Origin of the sequence: Vibrio sp. 1874, assembly GCF_033344395.1 — a bacterium.
GTDB lineage: Bacteria > Pseudomonadota > Gammaproteobacteria > Enterobacterales > Vibrionaceae > Vibrio > Vibrio alginolyticus.
In genome coordinates, this window is sequence record NZ_JAWPOR010000010.1 from 34054 (window position 1) to 55353 (window position 21300).

The following is a 21300-nucleotide window of genomic DNA, read 5'->3' on the forward strand; positions in this document are numbered from 1 at the left end:
TTGCTAAACTAGGTAGCGGTGTGTCTCCTCTCATTAAACAAATAATAGGTATATCAGTTTTAGCTTCTATGCCTTTACATCATGCACTCGGAGCGCAATTTAAAATCAAAGGGCTAACACCAATATTAGAGAAAAATCTTGAAAGTCACCTTACACCACTAAAGAAACTCTCTGTTTCAAACATTACCTCAAATCGACTAACGCAGATGGTTAATAATGCGTTAAACCCTTATGGCTACTATCATTCCGAGCTCAATGTTCAGAGATCAGATAATGATCTCATCACGCTTGAGGTTGACGCGGGGGAGGTGATGTTGGTCAAAAAATCTAACCTTGCTGTGTCGGGGGAGGCCAGTAACGACCAGGATTTCATCGAACTAATTAATCAAGCTAAACTTAAACAAGGGCAGCCGTTGCTTCATTCTGAGTACGATACGCTAAAGCGAAACTTGATTTCATTGGCTCAGCAAAAAGGTTACTTGGATGGACGTTTTATCGAATCGTCTTTGGAAGTCATTCCAAGTTTGAATCAAGCCCATGTGAATCTGCATTTCTCTAGTGGTTCTCGTTACCAATTTGGAGAGCTGTCTGTCCTTACGTCGGGTATCGAAACGGCACGAATAGAAGCGATGAGAACATTTGAGCGGGGCGACGATTTTGACACTTTGAAATTGAGTCAATATCAGGCCGACCTATCCAGTACTGATTGGTTTCGCAGTGTGATTGTGAAAGCGGATTTCGAGGAGATCTCCGATGGCCATAAGGTGCCGATAGAAGTGCTCGCAGAGCCGAATTCACGCAATATTGTGCAAGTCGGTGGTGGGTATTCGACAGACTTGGGATTACGCGCTTCGCTGAACTGGACCAAGCCTTGGTATAACGCACGTGGACACAGTTTTGAGGCACAAGCGTACGCTTCCAAACCGGAACAATCGCTATTACTTGGTTATAAAATTCCCACCCAAAATGTTCTAACGGATTATTACGGGATTCAGTTTGAATCTAAGCATGTCGATTATCGAGATACATCGAGTTTTTCTAATGATTTATCGTTTGAAAAGCACTGGCAGTTAGACGGTGATTGGCAAAGCACCATGCACGTTCGTTATTTGCAAGAAAGTTATCAACAAGCGTCGGAGAATAACGAATCACAGTTGTTATTACCGGGGGTGACATTTTCACTGCTTGATCGCAAGAACGATCAATTAGAAGTAAAGCACCGTCACGTTTACTCATTGGAATATTCGGATCCCAATTTTTTCTCCGATTCTCGTTTGCTACGTATCGAAGGCAACAGTGTGCTGTCGTGGGACATTAGTGAAAAACACAAGTTTCACTTTCGTTCTAATGTCGGTATTAATGTCGCTGACACTTTGAGCGATATTCCATCATCGTTACGTTTCTTTGCGGGAGGTGATGGCAATCTTCGTGGCTATGGTTATGAGTCTATCTCTCCGAGAGATGAAAATGGCGATTTAACCGGTGCTCGTTACATGTTTACTGCTGGGCTGGAATATCAATATCAGGTCTACCGCCAATTGTGGCTTGGGGCATTTTATGATGTTGGTGATGCCTTCAACGATAGGGTGGATTGGAAAAGCGGTACAGGGTTGAGTTTGATATGGAATTCAAAATACGCGCCCGTCAAAGTGGACTTTGCTTATGGTTTAGATGCTCCTCAAGGAGACCAATTCCGCGTTCACTTTTCGCTAGGCACACAGTTTTAGCGGGCATTAAAAAGGCTCTCATCCTTGCAGATAGAGAGCCTTTTTAAGCCTTGATTGTTTAGAGTTCGAACTCACCATTCAGTTTCTTGAATATCCAGTTAGGTGCCTTATGCCATCCACCATAGTTTGGATTCTTAGTATGGATCTCATTCATTGATTGCCACTGAGTTTGGCCTTGTCCATCTCGAGATACTCGCCAAAACAGTTCATCTTGTTGTCGAGTTAAGTAGTGCATGACATGTTCTGCAAAGGCTTCGCTCTGGACCAACACACCAAATTCCACATTGAGGAAATCCGATCTTGGGTCGAAGTTTGATGAGCCGATATAAGTCAGCCGATCATCGAGTATCACCGTCTTGTTGTGATAATAAGTATCCGCATGGAAGTAATGGTCATCATTTTTCGCTTGGTTTTTGTACTCAAGTATATGAACGCCCTTATCCAACAGGGTTTGGCGATGCTCCTCGTAATAAGCCGGAATAAAGCCAGAATCATTAGATGCAGACGAGTTCGTCATTAACGTGATGTCCGCTTTTTGCTCCATCAAGGTATCAATAAAGGCAAATTCACCATCACTTGGTACCACGTAAGGCGTTGATATCACGGCTTTAGACGCAGTGGCTATTTGTTGCCAAACTTGGTGTTCTGCACGTTTTCTAAAGTAGGGTTTGTTGTTTTCTAACTTGTTTAATGAGTCGAAAACGGGGGTGACTTGCGCAGTGATGAAGTCGGGACTGGTCAGGTGTTTAACCTGTTTTTCAACCTCAGCCAGAATGATGCTTTTGTCTTTCTCACCTTTATTAAGCGCTTTAGTAAACGCAGAATAGTTTGGGGTAACGTTAACGATGTTTTCTATTGGCGTGACATGCTCGCTGTCCCAAAGCTGTTGGTAGTTTTTGTCGAATGCTCGAATAATGCTGCCTTTGAACAAGACATCCATATCAAAGAAGTTGGCTTTGCGGCTGTAACCAAAATAGTCGTCGCCAATGTTACGTCCACCTAGAATCATCCATTGATGGTCGACGTTGAAGTACTTCTCGTGCAGACGATTGTCCAAACGTTGTTGATGAGTAGAGAAGTTGACGGCGCGACCAATCCAGCCTGACTTACGTGAATCAAACGGATTGAATAAACGGATTTGAATGTTGTCGTGAGCACTGAGATCAGCAAGCCATTTCTCGTTAAACACCAATAAATCATCGAGAGTGAGTCGAACTTGCACGCCTCGATCTGCTGCTTGTTTGAGTTCATTGAGTAGCATCAAACCAAGCGTGTCACTCTCCCAAGAAAAGTAAGTCATATCGATGCTTTGCTGAGCGTTTCTTACCAGTTCAACACGACGAGCAAAGGCTTCTGGCGCGGTAGGAATTAAGTAAACTTCGGCTTGATGCTGAGTAGTTTGCCAATTGGCTTCAAAATCCGGTTCAACTTGAGGGTAGGGCTGGGCACAGCCAACCAATAGTGCACTGAAGATGAAGAGTAGCAGGGCACGAAGGGCGTTAGGAAACATGAGTAAACCTTCCTAATTATGTTCAAGGAATAAGGATGAAAAAAGCCAGCGAACTGGCTTTTAGGTATTTGGTAACGACTTTTTAGTAACTGAAGATAACGTTACATGTGACTCAGAATCAGCCCAAGTTCCTCTAGACCGTTGAGGCGACCTTGGCGCAGTTTTGGATCGATGCCTGAGTGATGAGCATTGTCCCAGTCTTGCGTGGACTGAATGCCGCCATCGTTATCGATCAGCAATACTCGGTCAGTCGCGCTGTTGTATTGGAAGTCCTCAAATAAACGTTCGCTAAACCACATACGAGAGAGCTCGTTCATCATCGCTTTGTCTTTGCTACCTGGGCGAACACTTGAACCATCAAGCTTTAATGCCTTGTTAAACACAAATGGTAATTCCGATGCATTACAAGCGCCCACAATACAACTGATGCTTTTGAGTAAATCACCAACGTCGAGATCGCCATTTACACCTTTGGTGTTGTAAGTCCATACGTTGAATCCAGGTTTGTAGTCAAAGTAGTAGAAGCTTGGCGTTGCTCCTGTTGCTTCTTCAGTTGAAACTTTATGACGGTTTGGACCCGTGAAGAGCAAATCATGCAACGTGGTTTTGAATTGCTGCATGTTTTTGGCCGCGCCATTCAGTTCGCTTTCATGGTTAGGGAAGAAGTCAGCCAGAGCAAGTAACTCCGTGGTTGAATCGGAGTTCCCCAAACCGAAGAACAACTTAGTCATCGCCTCATAAGCGGTGCTAGGCAGCAGTTCCAATAAGTCAGAAAGATCGAGTTCAATTGAAGCTGAATCGCTGAGTAATGAACGATATTCGGTGCGTAAACGGTTTAAGTTCGTTTCCGATTCTAGCCACTCAACCATGTATTCGACGATTAAGGTTTCGTCACCACTTTCAATGATTTCTGGTGCTTCTTGGCTCAAGATTTCAATGATAGTTGGGATCAAAAATGTCAGGCTCGGCAGCATGCCCAGAGTATTGATTTCTGCGCTGTTAGAGCCAATTACCGTTGGTACGATCCATTCACTCTCAATGGCTTGCTCAGTAAAGTGATAGCCTGGTACTTCTTTCACTAGAAACGCTGGTGGGCGATGCTCGATGTAAGGCGCAAATGGCATCAATGTAGCTAATGGGCTGTTGTCGCGTGTTGGGCTTATAACCGGAATATTCACGGCGGTCAGTACCCAGTTCTTAAGACGTTGAATAGGATCAAGCATCTCGCTTTGTACCTTCATGATCTCTTCAAGTGGTAGTAACGCAAGATCTTCAACGCTTTGCTCTGGTCTTTGGCTCTTGGCAACATCGTAACTTTTATATTCAAAGCCGTAAGGGTTGCTTTGCATGATGGCACGTTGAAAGTGCTCACCTGCGATTGCAGCATCGCCTTTTGATTGCTGTAAAATTCCCACCGACATGGCACCCGCACCTTGACCCATGAGTGTCACGTTTTGCGGATTGCCGCCGAATGCCTCTATGTTTTGTTGAACCCATTCAAGCGCGTGTTTTTGATCGCCTAGGCCAAAGTTACCGCCCTCTGGGTTGTCCAAACCATCGACCCAAACACTGCCCAACAAGCCCAAGCGATAGTTAAAAGTAACTGCAATAAACGGGTTACCATCGTCAGCACCTTGTGCAACCACCATATCACCATGAATCAGCGGTTCTGAGCCCGCGCCGTATTCAAAGTCTCCACCGTGAATAAAGACATACACTGGCAAATCTGCGTACGCTTCTGTCCCTGCTGGTCGCCAAATGTTTAGGTTCAAACAATCTTCTGATTGCGTTTGTGCCGTGGTTTTTAACTGCGGGCACGCATCACCGAACTGAGTCGCATCAATATCGCCTTCAAGTGGGATCGCAATGCTGTGCTGAAAGCGGTCTGCTTGCGCAAATTGGATACCTTTGAACGCCTCTACCGCTGCCAGTTTTTCATCCGCAGCAAGAGGCGTGATGACAAGGGACTCTTTGGTCGCTTGAATGGTTGCATCGCCAATTTCCAAAGCGATTTGCTCTGGTGGTAAGGGTTGTAGTGGCTTCGGGCCGTTAGGAACGCTAGGTTTGCTTGAATCATCACTACAGGCAGCTAAGGCAAGAGTGATGGTAATGGCTAAAGTTGAGCGATTGAGTAAAGTCATTGTTATGTCCAAAAAGTCATTTGGTGCGTACACCTAAAATGTTAAACGGCATCTAACAAGCGACGTCCTGACGCTTTGGCATTAATCCGTGAATGGTTGGATGGCTTGTTGTATTGATGGCTCAAATGGTAGGACATCGGCGACAGTTTCAGTAATCGCCTTTGTAGGATGCAGTCCTACCATCGTCTAGGGGCGGGCTCTTTATGAGAGTTAGAAACGGTAACCAAGATTTAAGGTTACTGACTCTCGAGTTTCCCCTTTGTTATAGAGAAAGGTCAGGTTGTAGTTTTTGCCGATTTGCTTATTGAAACCAGTCAAAAACGCCCATTGATTAAGATCTACACCAATGTCGTAATCGAATTCGATATCACCACTTTTTACATGCCCGTCCATTCGAGCGTCCAGTCCTTGATATTCTGCTCCGACAAAGAACTGCGTGCGATAATCGACAAGTTGATAACCCAACATCGGCTGTACAGTAACAATACCATCGCCCCAATCATCTAAGCCCTTTAAGCGAGTTTGCGAATAGGTACCAGTGACAGAAGCAAAGAATTCTTTATAGCCAACCGAAAGGGTTGTACCTATACCACGAAGGTCATATTCCAAATGCAGCGGCACGTCTAGGCGTCCGCGACTACAAAGTGCAGATAAACCATCGCAAAACTTATCACCTAATCCTGGCAGTTTATCGTTCAGCTTATCTTTTATGTACTGGCCACCTTCACCCGTGTAGGCGGCATCAACATTGGCATCGACATTAACTTTTCCGATGTAACCAAATACATTCCAAAATGGCAGGATGTTTACATCGCCACGAAGCGTCATGCTCTCAGCACTCACGATGCCGACACTGTCTTCTGGATCAAACAATTCATTAAGGCCGATGCCTTCAATCGTGAAATCATTAAATGGAATATTCATATCTTGATTTCGATACGCTAGCGATACACCAAACGGCAGAGGCAAATCGATACCTTGACGACGAACCATATCACCCATTAAAGGAAAAACGCGGTCTAGCTTAACACTGGCTTCTTGCATGCGTGGATCAGAGACCTCATTCAAGCGTTTTTCGTCTAGTACTTGCACGCCAAGCTTATCTTCATAAATCGCTACCGGTTTTACGCTGCTCATCATTTCGAGGGGTTTATTTTTCTTTGAACCAACTATCTTGGTGTTTTTACTGGCAATCGCAATTTTGCCTGATGTTAACTTCTGGAAGAGGATCTCTTGATCGTAAGAATCCACTTGGTAGTTGTGATGTGTGAACGGTTTATCGTTGGTAATGACCATACGTTTCGGTTCACCATTAACCAACTCAATATCAACGCTTAAAAAGCGAAAGTAGGCGATATCTTGAGGAAGACCGTATTTTGAGTAATTAAAACTGATGATCACATTACCATTCTGATCCTCTTTGGCTCTTACTGATGACGGATCAAAACTCTCCGCGTAGTTTCGAAGGCGGTATTCTGTTCGTGTGAAAGCTTCGATCTCATCAAGTACTTTTTCATTTTCATCGAGTTGTTCAGGGTTGTACTTGATACGCAGATCAATGTTGCCTTTGTTATCGGTGTTCTTGACCAAGTAGACGGACGAATCGCGAACGCTATCACCGATTTTAACACTTCGGTGGGCATGCTCGACCAAATGCTCGCCTTGAACTAGAGAGCTGATGGCCAGTTTTGGTAAATCATGACTGATACCGTATTTGTCGAACAGTGCTCGGCCTTGCTCGATTACTTCGTTGTAGGTCGTCGTCTCTTCAGCGGCGAAACCAAAAGTGGGGGTAGTAAGCATTAGTGCGCTCGCGAGCACAGTAAGAGAAGACGTCTTGCCGGCGCGTAATTCAAAAAAACTCATGACAGTTTCCACTCTGAATAGTCTCAAACCTTCGAGACTCAGACAGTTAATGTGTCACTGAACTTCTTGTTCAGTTAAATAGATGTGTTTGCTGTGATTGACGTTGTGAATGCAGAGTTTTCGATTGCATTTCGTGAATCAATGAGAGGATTTTATGAGGTGAAGAGAAATACCGTTAATCGCTTTTGATGGATACTATCCTCGCTTTATGGGTTACGGAGGAATAATGGCTAGCTCACAAACAAACAGCCCCGCAGAGCAGAAGCAATGCAGGGCTTTAGTTTCAAGAACGGAGGTGACGCTTAGACCGTAACGCGAACACGAAACAGATCAGTAAACAACTTGGCAATCATCAAAATAATCATAATGTTTACCAGCATCAGCAAGGGCGTTTCAATTCGATACGCTGGGGTTAAATTGAGCGCTCCTGATGTCAAGACAACCAATAAGTTAATACCTAGAATTCTGTGTACCATCAGCTTTGGTGTGGAAAATACCTTCCAAATCACGATGATGTTGATGAAGTAGAATAGCCCAAGCTGCCAAAGCTCGGTCATCATTGGCATTAGGAAAATGTATTGCAATAGAATCACCGTGCCAGTGCCTATCACACCAAAAAATGCATCTTTAATAATGCTTGGTGGCATAGTAGGAACGATTGAAGAGAACACGCCTGCTAGCATCGGAAAAATGAAACCTCCGGGCACAGGAAGATAAATCCAGATCAACAGCGACGTCACGAACATGGAGACACCTTGCAGTACCTTTCTGCCGTCTTCATTCAAATGCTGGATAAACGTTCGATGCTCGTGATGCCAAACTGTGTTTTTCTCTCTTTGCATGACACAAGCAACGTGACCGATGAGAGACGTACTTGGATTTTTAATATCAAAGCTTTGAAGTTGCTGCGTTAGCGTTGGCCAATCGATCTCACGACTTTGCGATTTATCTGCTTGTTCTAGCAATCGGTCTTGGATTTGTGCCATCTCATTTAAACGCGCACGCCATAGCTGACGATGTTCTTTCAAGTGGTAGCTGCCAGTAAGTGGTAAGCCGACCAGTTGGAATAACTTTTCTATGTTGGCGCTGTTGGTCTCAAGAGCTTCAATATCTGTATCATTGGGCGATTTCATAGCGTTAAGCATCGCCTCTCTGCTGGTCTCAAAACGTTGAATGAAGTTTTGTTCTGTACTGACTGGCCAGACTAATCGGTACACAACAGAAAACGTGATCACACCAAGAATAGTCTCTTGCATGCGAAGAACAGCGAAGTGGAACGTTGCTTGACTATCAAATCCTCCCATACATGCGATGATGGAGCACACAGCAAAACCGATAGAGAACACATAACCATACTTTTCGTCGCTCGACATAAAAATGCACGCACCTAAAAACAAGGTGAAGAAGGTGAGAAACAAAAAGCGATCTTGAGAAAACGTCGTGATGAGGAAAAAGGCATAACCGATGCCAAGGAGGGTTCCTAATAAGCGATTATGACCTTTGTTTATCGAGTGAGCGAAGCTTTCATTTAATGCCATTACCGCGACTGCGATCGCTGCCCAATACGGTTTCTCCCATTGAAACCATAAGGCAAGGCAGATCGCGATAACGATAGACAGCGCAGCTTTGATTGCTTCTTTGGTTGAGGCATTAAACATACATTCCACCACATTATTGTTTGATGATTTTGATAGAGGCCGTCATACCAACACGTAGTTGAAAATCTTTCGGTAAGTGATCTAATTTAACTTTAATTGGAATGCGTTGAGCTAAGCGTATCCACTGAAAGTTAGGGTTCACATTGGGCAAAAGATCGTTACCAGTACTACCATCTTGCTTCGCAATGCCGTAGCCAATGCTTTTGATTTTGCCTTCCAGCACAGCTTCATTGTGCATCATTAAGGTCACGTAGGCTTTATCTTGTGGATCAACGCCAACTAAATCCGTTTCTTTGAAATATCCTTCGATCCAAAAGCTGTCTTCATCAATCAAAGCCACGACTGGGGAGTTAGCGACGACTTGAGAGCCGACGCGTAAGTTCAAATTAGTTATATAACCATTCGTTGGCGCATAAACTTTTGTGTAATCAAGGTTTAGCTTGGCTTCTTCAACATTGGCTTTCGCGAGTTCTACGTTGGCAACGGCTGTCTCCACTGCATTGTCTAGGTTATTCAATGTCAGTACAGGTACGGCGCCAGGTGTGCGCTTTTCTAACTTAAGTGCTCGCTGCTCTTCATTTTTGGCCTTTGCTAGTAATGCAATGGCTTGCTTTTGAGCTGCTAGCGCTTTGTGGTACGCCGCTTTATAGATGCTTGGGTCAATCTCAAACAGCAAATCGCCTTGTTTCACTTGCGAATTGTCTTCAACGTAGACTTGGATGATTTGTCCTGTTACGCGGGGGGTTATAGAAACGATGTGCGCGCTAACTTGGCCATCTCTAGTCCAAGGGTTGTCAGAGTATGATTGGTAGTAGCTGAAAATCACGGTGCCAGCGGAACACAGTAGTAGCAGTGTGATGAGATAACGTTTTATCACGGAATTTGCCTCAAAATATCGTAATGAATCGACCAATAACGCCAGTAAAAATCACAATTAGGCTTAGCTCTGCGAGTGCAGGAAATGCAACGTATTTGTGGAGTCCCAGTTTTGTAGCAACGGTTCCGACCAAAATGGTGAGCATGTAAGCCAATGCAATAACCAGCAACAAGGGTGGGAAGTAAACTTCGCCCCACACAAGTTCATGTGGCATTGAGTTCATGGTGTTTTTCTCTATTAACTTGATGAATGGAAAGATAAGGCAAATGATGGCATCCGTGATAATCGCTTTTGGAGGATCTAATCCATCAAACGAAAGGTGTTATGCGCTATATAGAGGGAATGATGCAACCAAACCGCTTTTTGAAGCGCGAAAACAAAAATAAAATTATTTTGCGATTTATCTGGTGTTCATTGCAGAACGCTAAGTTATTAAATTTTCGACAATTATTGTTCAATGTTTGCGTTTGAATATGCGAAGTGATGGTTTCATCCTTCAAATGGGATTACGAGTTGTGAGGTTTTGTTTCTAATATTCGCTTCGAAGCAAACGAGATGCTTTTTAAATTAAATAATCCAACAAATATGAGTGAAAGATTATTCGTTAGATTATTTGAGTTTTATATTTATTAGTAAGAGTAAAATTGTCATGGAAATTATTTCTAACCTTTTTGACATGGCACCATTTGTTGCTCTCTTTATTACGCTCTCGCTCGGTTATATGGTTGGTAAAATTACCATTGGTCGATTTGTTCTTGGCGGTGTTGCCGGAACATTATTAATGGGTGTGATTATTGGGCAATTTGGTGTTCATATTGATCCCGGCGTAAAAAGCATTTTCTTTGCGCTCTTTATTTACGCAGTAGGGTATCAAGGTGGTGCGCAGTTCTTCAAAGCACTGAACTTTAGAACCATCAACATTCTACTTTCCGCTGTAGTGATGACGGTGTCTGGCCTGCTTTGTGTACTAGCAGCAGCTTGGATGTTTGATCTAGACAGAGGTACGGCAGCAGGCCTTGCAGCTGGTGGTTTGACTCAATCGGCAATCATCGGTACAGCGGGTGATGCGATCGCACGTCTTGGTGTTGTGACAGAAGAAGCTAAGCACCTAATGCAGACCAACGTCGCAGTAGGCTACGCAGTTACGTACATCTTTGGTTCGCTTGGTCCAATTCTGATGGTGACATGGGTATTCCCAACACTGATGAAGTGGGATATCCGAGCAGAAGCGATTGCGCTAGAAGAGAAAAATTCAAATGGTAAGCGTGATTTAGCGCCGGGTGAGTTCAACGCTGTCACAGCGCTGGTTACACGAGCATTTAAAGTGAGCAAAGATGGTGGGCTAGCAGGCAAAACCTTAGCCCAGTTAAACCAACACGCTCTGGCTGCTTGTATTGAATTGATTCAACGCGATGGCAAAGTGCTAGACGTGGACAAATTCACAGCACTGAAAGAAGGGGATGTCATTGTTGTAACAGGTCGCCGTAATGCAGTACATCAGCTGCAAGATGGTTTGGCTGACAACGAGATTGCACTTCCAGAAGGCTATGAAGTTATTGAAGAAAACCGTCAATTGATCGCAGACAACCGCAAACTGATTGGTAAGTCGCTGCAAGAGATTAAAGAGGCTTCGAACCAAGGCTCTATGCGCGGTATTTATGTGACAGACTATATTCGTGAAGGCAACTCAATTGAAATGACGCCGGATCTTGTGGTGAAGAAAAACGACGTCATCCAGCTTACAGGTACCGCAAAAGACATCAATCGCGTTGAGAAAAACATTGGTCAGCGAATGGGCTCAGCAAACGTGACTGACTTAGTCGTGCTTGGTATGGGCATGGTGGTGGGCCTATTAATTGGTCTAATCAGTTTTAAGATTGCTGGTATTCCCGTCACTATCGGTTCTGGTGCAGGTTGTTTGATCTCAGGTTTGATTGTCGGTTGGTTGCGTAGCCGCAATCCGCATGTTGCTCAGTTTCCTGTGGGTGCCGCGAACTTTATTCGAGATTTCGGTTTGGCAGCATTTGTAGGCATTGTTGGCCTTGAGGCTGGCCCTCAAGCGGTCGACACCATCAAAGAACACGGTATGTCTCTGTTGTTCCTTGGCATGGGTGTAACGATTATCCCTCAGATTATTTCGTTCTTCTTCTCATATTTTGTATTGAAGATTAAGAATCCAGTTGAAGCACTTGGCTGTGTGACAGGTGGACGAAGTGCGAACCCAGCATTCGCGGCTTTAATGGAAAAAACAGGTAACGCAACGCCAGTATTCTCATTCACCGTGACTTATGCTGTCGCCAATGTACTGCTCACCCTATGGGGTCCTATTATTGTCGGCATTATTACTTTAAACGCAGGCATGTAATTTAAATAAATTCGAACACTCTTATCGCCTAATTAAATAGGCGGTAGGGGAAGTATTATCCAAATTTCACTAAATAATAAATTCAGGTAAATATTATGACTACGCAAAATACAACAATTGATTTTTCTAAATTTGCAGATTTAAGCCCATTTGAATTAAAAGATAAACTAATTGAAGTGGCACAAACTGTTCCTGACCGCGCTTTATTAGATGCAGGTCGTGGTAATCCTAATTTTCTTGCGACACTACCGCGTAAAGCGTTCATTCGTTTGGGTGAGTTCGCAATATTGGAAGCCGAGCGCACTTACTCATACCTAGATGGTGGCTTCGGTGGCATTCCTGATGGTGTGGGCATTGTTGAGCGTTTCGACACGTTTGCAAACGACAATAAGAAAGACCAAGGCGTGCAGTTCTTGGAAAAGTCGTTGAGCTACGCAAAAGACCGTTTGGGTCTAGAGAAACAAGCTTTCTTGAATGAGCTAGTTAACGCATACCTTGCATGTAACTACCCAGTGCCACCACGTATGCTGACGAACATCGAAACCGTTGTGAAGCAATACATTGCAGAAGAGATGTACGGCCCGATGCCAATGACGACAGACTTCGATCTGTTTGCAACTGAAGGCGGTACGGCGTCTATGACGTACACGTTCCAAACTATGTTCAACAACGGTTTGTTGAAGAAAGGTGACAAGGTAGCGCTAATCACTCCAATCTTTACGCCGTACCTAGAGATTCCAGAACTGAGTGAATACGAACTGGAGATCGTTGAGCTACGTCTGGATGAGACAACATGGCAACTGCCGATGTCTGAAATCGAAAAGCTTGCAGATACAGGCATCAAACTGCTTTGTGTCGTGAACCCAGCAAACCCAGCGTCTGTGAAGTTCTCTGACGAAACTCTAGATAACCTATCAAACTTCGTAAACAACGAACGTAGCGACCTGTTCATCGTGACTGACGATGTATACGGCACATTTGCGGACGACTTTGTCTCACTGTTTGCGAAACTGCCATACAACACGCTTTGTGTGTACTCGTTCTCTAAGTACTTCGGTGCAACAGGCTGGCGTTTAGGCTCGATTGCAATTCAACACAACAACGTGTTTGACGATGCAATGCGCAGCCTTCCTGAAGCGCGTCAACTTGAGTTGGACGATCGTTACAAAACGCTGACTCCGGAACCTCGTGAGATCAAGTTTATTGACCGTATCGTAGCAGATAGCCGCAGCGTAGCGCTTAACCACACAGCAGGTTTGTCTCTTCCTCAACAAGTTCAAATGGCGCTGTTCTCTTTGAACTGCTTGATGGACTCGGAACAAAACTACAAAGAAGCATGTAAACGCATCATCCGCGAGCGTTACAAAACTCTGTACAAAAACATGGGTGTAGAAATTGAAGAAAACAAAGATCGTGTGGACTACTACACACTGCTTGAGCTCGACACTTTGGGCGGCAAATTGTACGGACCAGCCTTCGTTGAATGGTTCAAAGCGAGCGAGAAGGGCAAAGACTTCCTGTTCCGCCTTGCACATGAAACCGGCGTTATCCTGCTTCCAGGCCAAGGCTTCGATGTAGTGCACGCATCAGTTAGAGTTTCGTTAGCAAACCTTACTCACCACGAATACGAGCTTATCGGTCGTGCAACACGCAAAGTGTTGGATGAGTACTTTGCTGAGTTCCACGGCTAATTAATCCAGCCTGATTAAGAATAAGCCTCGCGTTGTCGAGGCTATTCCGACCAAATAAGCACAGTGCGCGATATTGTGTTTATTTAGTCGCCAAGCTAACAAACTTCTCAATTAAGAGTGACTTATGAAAAGCATTATTTCTATTCAATCTCATGTGGTTTATGGCCACGCAGGAAACAGCTCTGCCGTCTTCCCGATGCAGAGGATGGGCCTCGAAGTCTGGCCAATCCACACGGTTCAGTTTTCAAATCACACTCAGTACCAGCAAGGTTGGACTGGGCAGAAGTTTGGGGCAGATGAAATTCATTCTCTAATGAGAGGCTTAGATAACATTGAGAAGTTAGGCGAATGTGGCGCGATACTGTCCGGTTATCAAGGCAGCGCAGAGCAATGTCGAGCGGTGGCCGAAGCGGTAAGTTTAGTCAAATCGCGTAACCATAGTGCACTTTATGTGTGTGACCCAGTTATGGGTGATCCAGACAAAGGTTGCATTGTGGCAGACGGTGTCAAAGAAGCGATAAGCCATAGCTTGTTGCCCATCGCTGATGTGATTGTTCCTAACCAGTTTGAACTGAGCGAGTTAACAGGTGTGAAAATTGACTCTCTTTATGATGCGGTCACTGCATGTAAAAAAGCCTTAGAGTTAGGACCGAAAATGGTATTGGTGAAACATCTGCATGCTCTAACAGATGACGCCTTCAGTATGATTTTAGCGACGCCGAAAGCAAGCTATTTGGCCCAACGCCCTAGTGTTGAATTTGCTATGCAGCCAGTCGGTGTCGGTGATTTAATTTCTGCGATTTTTACCTCTTGTTTGGTGAAGAAGATGTCTCCTGTCGCAGCCTTTCGTCATACACATAACGCCGTTTACGGTGTATTGGAGATCACCAAAGGCTATGGCACATGGGAGCTACAGACGATCAATGCCCAATACGAATTTGTCGAACCGACGCATGAGTTCAACGTCGTGAAAATTGCTTAGCGCAGTACCTAATTAACGGAGAAGCGTAAAGTTAGCATATAGAAACTTGGCATAATTGCTTTGATGGATAGCATCCTACAATCGCGATTATGGGGTTTAGCCGTGCCTAGCTATAGTAACTCCACACAACGAAACGGACTTCATTTTGACCCAATTAACTTCAAACTGAGTCTCTGGTCATACGCCAGAGAACATTAAATGAGACTGATTATGAATCGTTTAATTTCCTCTGGTGTGACGGTTGCACTTTCGCTGCTGATAGTAGCTTGTAGTTCACCTCATACGCTGGATGTTCGTGTTTCTCAAAGCAACTATAAAGATGTCGAGATCGCGAGTTCGACACCAAATGAGCCACTTCGAATGTGGGCCAATGAAGCGCCGGATTTTCTCTACTCAGCGCACAATCAAACCACACCGATCAAAGTAGAGGGTGAACAGCTCAATATTTTGGCCTTATCGGGTGGTGGCGTAAACGGCGCATACGGGGCCGGCGTTTTGATGGGGCTACAGGAAAAGGGGGAGCTAAAAGATTATGCCATCATTACTGGAGTCAGTGCTGGTGCCCTAATCGCTCCTTTTGTTTTCATTGGCGGTGATGCGATGCCAAAGATGAAAGAAGTCATGCTCAACATCAATGATAAGAATATTTTGGGTAAGAAGAACTTCTTAAATACCCTGTTTAAGGACGCGTTTACCGATGGTGAGAGCCTCTATGATTTCATCGCAGACGCTTACCCTGAGCCCATGATCGAGGCGATGGCGCAGCAACACCGCAATGGTAAACGCCTCTTTATTGGCAGTACCCATTTTGATTCAGGCGAACTGGTGATTTGGAATATTGGTGCGATTGCGAACAGTGATTTAGCGGACAAATCTGAACTTATTTACAAGGTGCTTGCTGCGAGCGCATCGATCCCTGGTGTTTTCCCTCCACAATTTATCGATGTTGAACATGATGGAGAAACACTTGAGGAGTTACACGTAGATGGCGGTCTCGCAGCGCAGGTGTTCTTTAATCCGTCTAACTTCAACTATCAACAAATCTCAGATGCTTTGGGGTTAGAAAAAGCGCCTCAGTTGGATGTGATTCGCAATGGTGCGTTAAAAGCGCCGTATCGTCCACTAAAAGACAAAGGTTTGGACTTGGTATCGAAAAGTGTCTCAAGCCTTACGCTAGCGCAAACTCGAGGTGATCTCTATCGAATGAAATACATCAGTGAAATCAACGATATCGAGATGCAGTTTACCTACATTGATCAAGATTTCAGGTACGCCAAAGTAACGAAAGATATGTTCGATCACCGCTACTTGCTGACGATTTACGAATATGGATTCAAAAAAGCCACCCAAGGGCAACTTTGGGTAACTGAACTCCCTTAATACAGGAAAACGATACAATGAAAAAAGCCGTTCTTACACTCATGATACTTACCGCTTCCGCGACTGCATTTGCCCAAAGTGGAGCCCATCTTGACCAGCAAAAAGTGGATAGTGATATGCAGCAACTGTCTGCAATCAAAGAAGAAGGTGCAGCCTTTATCATGATTGACGAGAACTCGAGTTACGTGGCGGTCGAGTTCGTGGGAAAGTGGGAAGAGATCAACAACTATGTGTCACACAAAGAAGCGAAAAAACGTAAATTGGAAAAAGTGAACAAGCAGTTCGTGTACTCTCAGGTCGGTGAAACGTTGGAGTCACTTGAGCAAAAAGTCGTTGACCACATTTACGCTGATCAACCTAAATATTTCAGTGTCGATGTCTACCGCGATTACCATGGTGACTCAGGAGAATTCAACTATTTAGCTCGTGTCGTTGAGTACAACTAAGTTAGAGAAAACCTACTGAAGCTAGTAGGTTTTTTTGTGTCGTCGAGAAGGAATTCAAACGCAGATTGTTTCCGTTACCAAGTAGCAATTCTACGATCTTGTGGTAATTTAATTAGATAACTCTAAAAAGTAAGCACAACCTATGAATTTTAGTTTTGAACAACTTCTCGCGTTCGTAACCGTTTATGAACAGCTTTCGTTTAGTAAGGCGGCGGTCAAACTCAATAAGCACCGAACCACAATAGGGCAGGTGATTACCAATCTTGAAGACCAACTGGCGGTCAACCTGTTTGAGCGAGTGGGGCGCTCGGTAGAACCGACAGAAGATGCTCATCTTCTTTACCACTATGCTAAGCAAACCATCGAACAAGCACGTACTTTCGATAAAGTCGCATTAAGTCTAGCTTACGGTGGGTTAGAGAATGTTAGTATCGCCTATTCAAGCGCTATACCACACCGTTTTCTTGTATTGCTTCGTATTCAATTAGCAGCAGATTTTCCGATGATGCGAGTTAACTTTCTTGTTCGTAATCGCAACGAAATTAAAGAGGGTTTACAGAATGGTGAGTATCAATTCGGTATTGTCAATGTACATGATAGTCGAGCAATACATAGTTTGGATGCGACGTTTTTAGGTCATTTTGAATTTGTTCCTTTCGTCCAGAAAGGTGGTGAACTCGCTTCTGTGGCACCAGATCGAGTATTGACAGCCTTGAGGAATAGTAAACAATTTGTACTGCGGTCTCTTATTGAAGAGGGAATGGGCGAAAAAGTCATCGTAAGTTCGAACCATGAAGAGGTCGACCAATTGGCCCTTGTAGTGAAAATGGTTGAAGCAGGTTTAGGATGGGCGATTCTCCCCAGAACGTTTGCCCATTCGGAGTTTTCTAATAATCATATAGAGCCAGTGGAAGCTTCTGAATTATTGGAAGGTTTTAAGTTTGGTTTTGGCCTATGGTGCCAACCCTCTAAGCAAGTCGGTGATGTAAAAAATTCAATCATGAAGGTCGTTACAGAATACCGAGAGAAAATAATCCGCGATATGACTTAGCGGCGACATGTATCTTGCTCATCCCTATCAACAACAAGACTCAATGTGAGTCTTGTTTTTTTGTATCTGAAAAACGTTATCTTTCTAGCGAAGACTAATGTCTATTGGAAGGATATGACCCTCTATATGAGAGTATGGAATCCATACTTTTTGGCTTAATCTAATCTCGCTCAATGGGTAAGCCCAGAGCAAAAAGTGTTTTTACCATATGTCCGCTGCAAGGACGCAGATTTTCAGCCGGGTTTAGTTACCCGGCTTTTTTTATAGTAATAGAAAATGTCAGCTGTCACCCCAAGCTCTCTGTTACAACTGGCTTGTTACTTCGCTTAGCAATCCAGTACGCAACGCTACCCCAAAGCACGGTGAGTGCCCAAAGCGCCGTCCAATGTGGAGCGACTTGTTGCCAGGTTGCCCCCATTTGGTTTAGCGCTAAGAAAGCTTTTATCGCCCAAGTGCTTGGGCTTAAATCAGCAATCCATAATAAGGGAGTAGGTATGGCTTCAATCGGCCAAATAAAACCAGCCAAGAAAATGAGCGGCATAGAGCTCACTAGGACGACTAAGGTGACAAGTTCACGCCGAGGTAATAAGTAACCTAGCCAGAAGCCTAGTCCGCAACAACCTAAAAAGAACGGTAACAACATAGCCAGCAATTCGCCCGCGTTGGCGATATGGTTTACGTTTAAGCGTTCGAAGCTAAAACCAAAATAATAGGCGCCGAGTAAATAATAAATTGCCACAAATACTAACGTTCTCACAAGCAGCAGCGATCCCGTTGATACTTGTGACCAATAGCCACGACCATGACGCTGTGTTCCCGTTTGCAATCCAACCGCCATGATCAACGTTTGTTGTAAAATCAGAACAAATACTGCCGGCACTACGTATTCGATGTAACCCATGGTTGGGTTGAACGTCGGTTTCATATTAAGCTTAATAGCAGAGTAATTATGGCTAGCCATACTCATGGGCACACCATCTATCACCATTTTACTGACTTTCACTTGGGCCCCTAATGTGCCTCCCGCTTGGGCCAATCCTTCTACCACGGTTCCGTACACGAGAAAATACGAGGCGTCCGCAGCGTAGGCTAGAGTCGGGCTTTTACCTAGCATTAGGTCTTTGTAAAAGTGTTCCGGTATGACTAAAAAACCGGTGATCTCTCGTTGTAAAAATGCTTGCTTTGCATCGGCAATCGTATGAAGTCGAGTGACTACGTTGACTTGTGGGGTGGCATCAACCATACGTTCCAGCTTTAAACTCGTCTGACTACCATCTAGATTAACAATCGCGATTGGTTGTTCACGAGGCGTTTGTTGTGCATAAGGCAAAGGGTATAAAAACGAGTAAAATACGACACCACCAAACACGGTCAACGTAACGACTGGATTGGTTAGAACGGCCTTAAGTTCCGCTTTAATCAGTTGCCACAATGTCATACCGCCTCCTTCGCTTGGCGTGTTGATGAAGCTGTTCGATGTTTACCCATCAAGGCTGCGGTAATGAGCAGGGGCACAACGTAACCAATCATAGGCCATAGCGAGCTTAAAGATTGTGCGGCCGATGCTCCATAGCTTGCTTGACTCACTTGTACTTCAATGTAATGGGTAATCGGCAATAATGAACGCCATGCATAAGCGAGCGTGTTCATGTCAGAAACTGGGAATGTAATTCCCATGAACGCGAAGCTTGGAGCCGTAAATGCGCCAGCAAAACTCATCGCACGTGCAGGATCCATCGACAAGAAGAAGAACAACGCTCCCATAATGATACAGGCGATAACCGTCGCCAATTGTGCTAATAGCATAACCACAAAACTGCCTTCCATTGGCCAATCAAGCACGGAATAAAACCAGTACAAGAACAACGCACCTTGCGCCATAAAGGCCGGAATGTACTGACTTAATAGGGTAGTGAGCCTGGCGTATGGCTTTTCGCCCAAAAATGCAAAGCTATTCTTTCCACCATAAATGCGAAAGTGCGCGGCAAGAATCAAAATAGTGCTTACTACAATACATATTTGCCAAATGGCTGGCACGATAGCCGTTACCAAAAATTGTGCGTAGTTATTGTTACGGTTAAATAATGCGGTTATTTGTGTCGACACGGGTACAGCCTGTCCAGCCGCTGCTAACGTTGTGGTGTTACCCTTAGCCAAGTTGCCCATTACTTCAACCTGAGCGTCGAAATAGCCTTGTGCTTGCGCAATGGCAGAGTTGATCAGTTTCGCTACCAAAATGTACTGACTGTTGTAAAAGACAGAAAGTTGAGGTTGGCGGTGCTGGAGAATATCTTGGTCGAACTTAGATGGGATGACCGCGTAAGCGTAGATATCGCCTTCAATCATCGCATTTTTTGCTTCGCTTGCACTGGCGTAATGATAGTTAACAGCCAGACTCGACGACGCATCCAAAGATTGAATGAGCTTTCGAGAAAGTTGGGAATGTTGTAGATCAACCACACCGATTGGCAGATCCCGGGCAATGCCCGCAGAGAACACTCCCCAAATCATCATCGCGAGCAAAATCGGTATCCAAGTAAGGCACGAAAGCAACCACTTGTCTCGTCGTAAGATATGCCGCTGTGAAATCTTAATCGTCATAGCATTAACCTAGTGGTTGTGATTAAAGTTCAACGACAACACTCATTCCCATACGCAGTTCAGGTTCGGGTTGAGCTGGACGAGCTTCTACTTCAAAGGTACGAAGATCAAAACCTTGAGAAGCATCGGTTGCTCTCCACGTTGCAAAGTCACCCATAACGGCAACATGCGTTACTTTGAACTCAACATTTTTCTTTAAGGCAGGCAAATAGGCATCAAAGGTTGCTCCTTTTTTAAAGTGTTGAAGGTAATCTTCACGCACATTAAGTGTCGCCCAGGCATCTTCTGTATCTATCACGGTAACAACCGGGAAGCCCTGAGGTGCTAATTCACCACTTTGAAGTAGAACTTGAGAGACTTCGCCGTCAAACCAGCTGTAGATCTGAGTATCTTTCGCATACGCTTCTACTTCGGCTACGGCACCTGATGCCATGCGCGCTTTTTCCGCCGCAGCCACTTTGGTTTCACTTCTAGCGCCTTCTTTTGCCATTTCATACATTTGAAACGCAGCACTTTCTGTGTATTTCGCTGCTTGCCATTGAGTTAAAGCTTCATCGCGTTTTTGTTCTGCAACCACGCCATCGTTATAAAGGTTATTCACACGATTGTAGGTTTTTTCCATTAAATTCGCAGCGGATTTGGCTTTCATCCACTGATCTTTTGCTGCTTGGATTTGTTGCTCACGTGCGCCTTTCTCAGCTTCTTGAGCTAAGGCGTCCGCCGCTTTTTCACCTGCTTTTGCTTGTTCTAACTTCGCTTCAATTTCAGGACTATGAAGGGTAAAAATAAGCTGACCTTTCTCTACATCGTCGCCTTTACGTACCATGACCTCATCAATACGCCCTGGAACTTTTGAGGAAATACTGTATTGCTGGGCTTCAATTAATCCCTGTAAGCGGATCGGTTCCGGTTGATAGGCTTGGTAAAATTGATACCCAACCCAAGAGGCAACACCCAAAGCACAAAGTGAGAGTAAAACGGGTTTTAGTGATTTAGCTGCCATGA

Annotated in this window: 16 protein-coding genes; 7 read left to right on the forward strand and 9 right to left on the reverse strand. The window is 44.5% G+C overall.

The window, feature by feature from the left end; translation table 11 throughout:
- Positions 1-68 precede the first annotated feature (68 nt).
- A complete protein-coding gene (locus tag R8N46_RS16940) occupies positions 69-1727 on the forward strand; it encodes an autotransporter assembly complex family protein (protein ID WP_318098486.1) in 1659 nt (552 codons plus the stop codon).
- A 58-nt stretch (positions 1728-1785) separates the two neighbouring features.
- Here the strand turns inward: R8N46_RS16940 and R8N46_RS16945 are convergent, their stop codons facing one another.
- The 6 genes from R8N46_RS16945 to R8N46_RS16970 all read right to left on the reverse strand — a co-directional run bounded on the left by R8N46_RS16945 (position 1786) and on the right by R8N46_RS16970 (position 10002).
- Entirely contained in the window at positions 1786-3237 is a 1452-nt protein-coding gene (locus tag R8N46_RS16945) for a phospholipase D family protein (RefSeq protein WP_115386045.1), read from the reverse strand.
- Positions 3238-3338: 101 nt separating this feature from the next.
- Positions 3339-5378, reverse strand: coding sequence for a carboxylesterase family protein (locus tag R8N46_RS16950; protein ID WP_115386044.1), 2040 nt, complete (start codon positions 5376-5378; stop codon positions 3339-3341).
- Positions 5379-5588: 210 nt separating this feature from the next.
- Entirely contained in the window at positions 5589-7244 is a 1656-nt protein-coding gene (locus R8N46_RS16955; protein ID WP_017821369.1) for a hypothetical protein, read from the reverse strand.
- A gap of 302 nt (positions 7245-7546) precedes the next feature.
- Entirely contained in the window at positions 7547-8902 is a 1356-nt protein-coding gene (locus tag R8N46_RS16960; RefSeq protein WP_115386043.1) for an FUSC family protein, read from the reverse strand.
- A 13-nt stretch (positions 8903-8915) separates the two neighbouring features.
- Positions 8916-9779 carry an HlyD family secretion protein gene (locus R8N46_RS16965; protein ID WP_005377105.1) on the reverse strand — a complete coding sequence of 288 codons (864 nt, stop codon included), beginning with the start codon at positions 9777-9779 and terminating at the stop codon, positions 8916-8918.
- 10 nt (positions 9780-9789) lie between these two features.
- On the reverse strand, positions 9790-10002 hold the full coding sequence (locus tag R8N46_RS16970) for a DUF1656 domain-containing protein (protein ID WP_005377106.1): 213 nt from the start codon (positions 10000-10002) through the stop codon (positions 9790-9792).
- A 426-nt stretch (positions 10003-10428) separates the two neighbouring features.
- Here R8N46_RS16970 and aspT point away from each other — a divergent pair, with 426 nt between their 5' ends.
- The 6 genes from aspT to R8N46_RS17000 all read left to right on the forward strand — a co-directional run bounded on the left by aspT (position 10429) and on the right by R8N46_RS17000 (position 17694).
- Entirely contained in the window at positions 10429-12144 is a 1716-nt protein-coding gene (aspT, locus tag R8N46_RS16975; protein ID WP_115386042.1) for an aspartate-alanine antiporter, read from the forward strand.
- A gap of 95 nt (positions 12145-12239) precedes the next feature.
- Positions 12240-13835 (forward strand): bifunctional aspartate transaminase/aspartate 4-decarboxylase, encoded by a 1596-nt coding sequence (locus R8N46_RS16980; protein ID WP_115386041.1) that lies wholly within the window; start codon positions 12240-12242, stop codon positions 13833-13835.
- Positions 13836-13959: 124 nt separating this feature from the next.
- Entirely contained in the window at positions 13960-14817 is an 858-nt protein-coding gene (gene pdxY, locus R8N46_RS16985) for a pyridoxal kinase PdxY (RefSeq protein WP_005377109.1), read from the forward strand.
- A gap of 210 nt (positions 14818-15027) precedes the next feature.
- Positions 15028-16197: a patatin-like phospholipase family protein gene (locus R8N46_RS16990; protein ID WP_213972507.1), complete on the forward strand. Its 1170-nt coding sequence runs from the start codon at positions 15028-15030 to the stop codon at positions 16195-16197.
- A 17-nt stretch (positions 16198-16214) separates the two neighbouring features.
- Complete coding sequence (locus R8N46_RS16995; RefSeq protein ID WP_025768103.1) at positions 16215-16643, forward strand: hypothetical protein; 429 nt, start codon at positions 16215-16217, stop codon at positions 16641-16643.
- A 142-nt stretch (positions 16644-16785) separates the two neighbouring features.
- Entirely contained in the window at positions 16786-17694 is a 909-nt protein-coding gene (locus R8N46_RS17000; protein ID WP_213972508.1) for a LysR family transcriptional regulator, read from the forward strand.
- 286 nt (positions 17695-17980) lie between these two features.
- Here the strand turns inward: R8N46_RS17000 and R8N46_RS17005 are convergent, their stop codons facing one another.
- From R8N46_RS17005 to R8N46_RS17015, 3 genes are read right to left on the reverse strand one after another with little or no spacing between them, the layout of a single operon-like run.
- Complete coding sequence (locus tag R8N46_RS17005) at positions 17981-19132, reverse strand: ABC transporter permease (RefSeq protein WP_047009844.1); 1152 nt, start codon at positions 19130-19132, stop codon at positions 17981-17983.
- The gene (locus R8N46_RS17010) at positions 19129-20295 is read right to left on the reverse strand and encodes an ABC transporter permease (RefSeq protein ID WP_213972509.1); all 1167 of its coding nucleotides are present in this window, start codon (positions 20293-20295) and stop codon (positions 19129-19131) included. Before R8N46_RS17010 ends, R8N46_RS17005 begins: the two co-directional genes overlap by 4 nt.
- Positions 20296-20317: 22 nt before the next feature.
- Positions 20318-21298, reverse strand: a complete 981-nt coding sequence (locus tag R8N46_RS17015; protein WP_085569990.1) for an HlyD family secretion protein — start codon at positions 21296-21298, stop codon at positions 20318-20320.
- Positions 21299-21300 lie beyond the last annotated feature (2 nt).

What these genes read in the sequence shown, in the direction of transcription:
- R8N46_RS16940 (WP_318098486.1), top strand. Translation starts at nt 69, where the DNA reads ATGCCTTTACATCATGCACTCGGAGCGCAATTTAAAATCAAAGGGCTA.
- R8N46_RS16945 (WP_115386045.1), bottom strand. Translation starts at nt 3,237, where the DNA reads ATGTTTCCTAACGCCCTTCGTGCCCTGCTACTCTTCATCTTCAGTGCA.
- R8N46_RS16950 (WP_115386044.1), bottom strand. Translation starts at nt 5,378, where the DNA reads ATGACTTTACTCAATCGCTCAACTTTAGCCATTACCATCACTCTTGCC.
- R8N46_RS16955 (WP_017821369.1), bottom strand. Translation starts at nt 7,244, where the DNA reads ATGAGTTTTTTTGAATTACGCGCCGGCAAGACGTCTTCTCTTACTGTG.
- R8N46_RS16960 (WP_115386043.1), bottom strand. Translation starts at nt 8,902, where the DNA reads ATGTTTAATGCCTCAACCAAAGAAGCAATCAAAGCTGCGCTGTCTATC.
- R8N46_RS16970 (WP_005377106.1), bottom strand. Translation starts at nt 10,002, where the DNA reads ATGAACTCAATGCCACATGAACTTGTGTGGGGCGAAGTTTACTTCCCA.
- aspT (WP_115386042.1), top strand. Translation starts at nt 10,429, where the DNA reads ATGGAAATTATTTCTAACCTTTTTGACATGGCACCATTTGTTGCTCTC.
- R8N46_RS16980 (WP_115386041.1), top strand. Translation starts at nt 12,240, where the DNA reads ATGACTACGCAAAATACAACAATTGATTTTTCTAAATTTGCAGATTTA.
- pdxY (WP_005377109.1), top strand. Translation starts at nt 13,960, where the DNA reads ATGAAAAGCATTATTTCTATTCAATCTCATGTGGTTTATGGCCACGCA.
- R8N46_RS16990 (WP_213972507.1), top strand. Translation starts at nt 15,028, where the DNA reads ATGAATCGTTTAATTTCCTCTGGTGTGACGGTTGCACTTTCGCTGCTG.
- R8N46_RS16995 (WP_025768103.1), top strand. Translation starts at nt 16,215, where the DNA reads ATGAAAAAAGCCGTTCTTACACTCATGATACTTACCGCTTCCGCGACT.
- R8N46_RS17000 (WP_213972508.1), top strand. Translation starts at nt 16,786, where the DNA reads ATGAATTTTAGTTTTGAACAACTTCTCGCGTTCGTAACCGTTTATGAA.
- R8N46_RS17005 (WP_047009844.1), bottom strand. Translation starts at nt 19,132, where the DNA reads ATGACATTGTGGCAACTGATTAAAGCGGAACTTAAGGCCGTTCTAACC.
- R8N46_RS17010 (WP_213972509.1), bottom strand. Translation starts at nt 20,295, where the DNA reads ATGACGATTAAGATTTCACAGCGGCATATCTTACGACGAGACAAGTGG.
- R8N46_RS17015 (WP_085569990.1), bottom strand. Translation starts at nt 21,298, where the DNA reads ATGGCAGCTAAATCACTAAAACCCGTTTTACTCTCACTTTGTGCTTTG.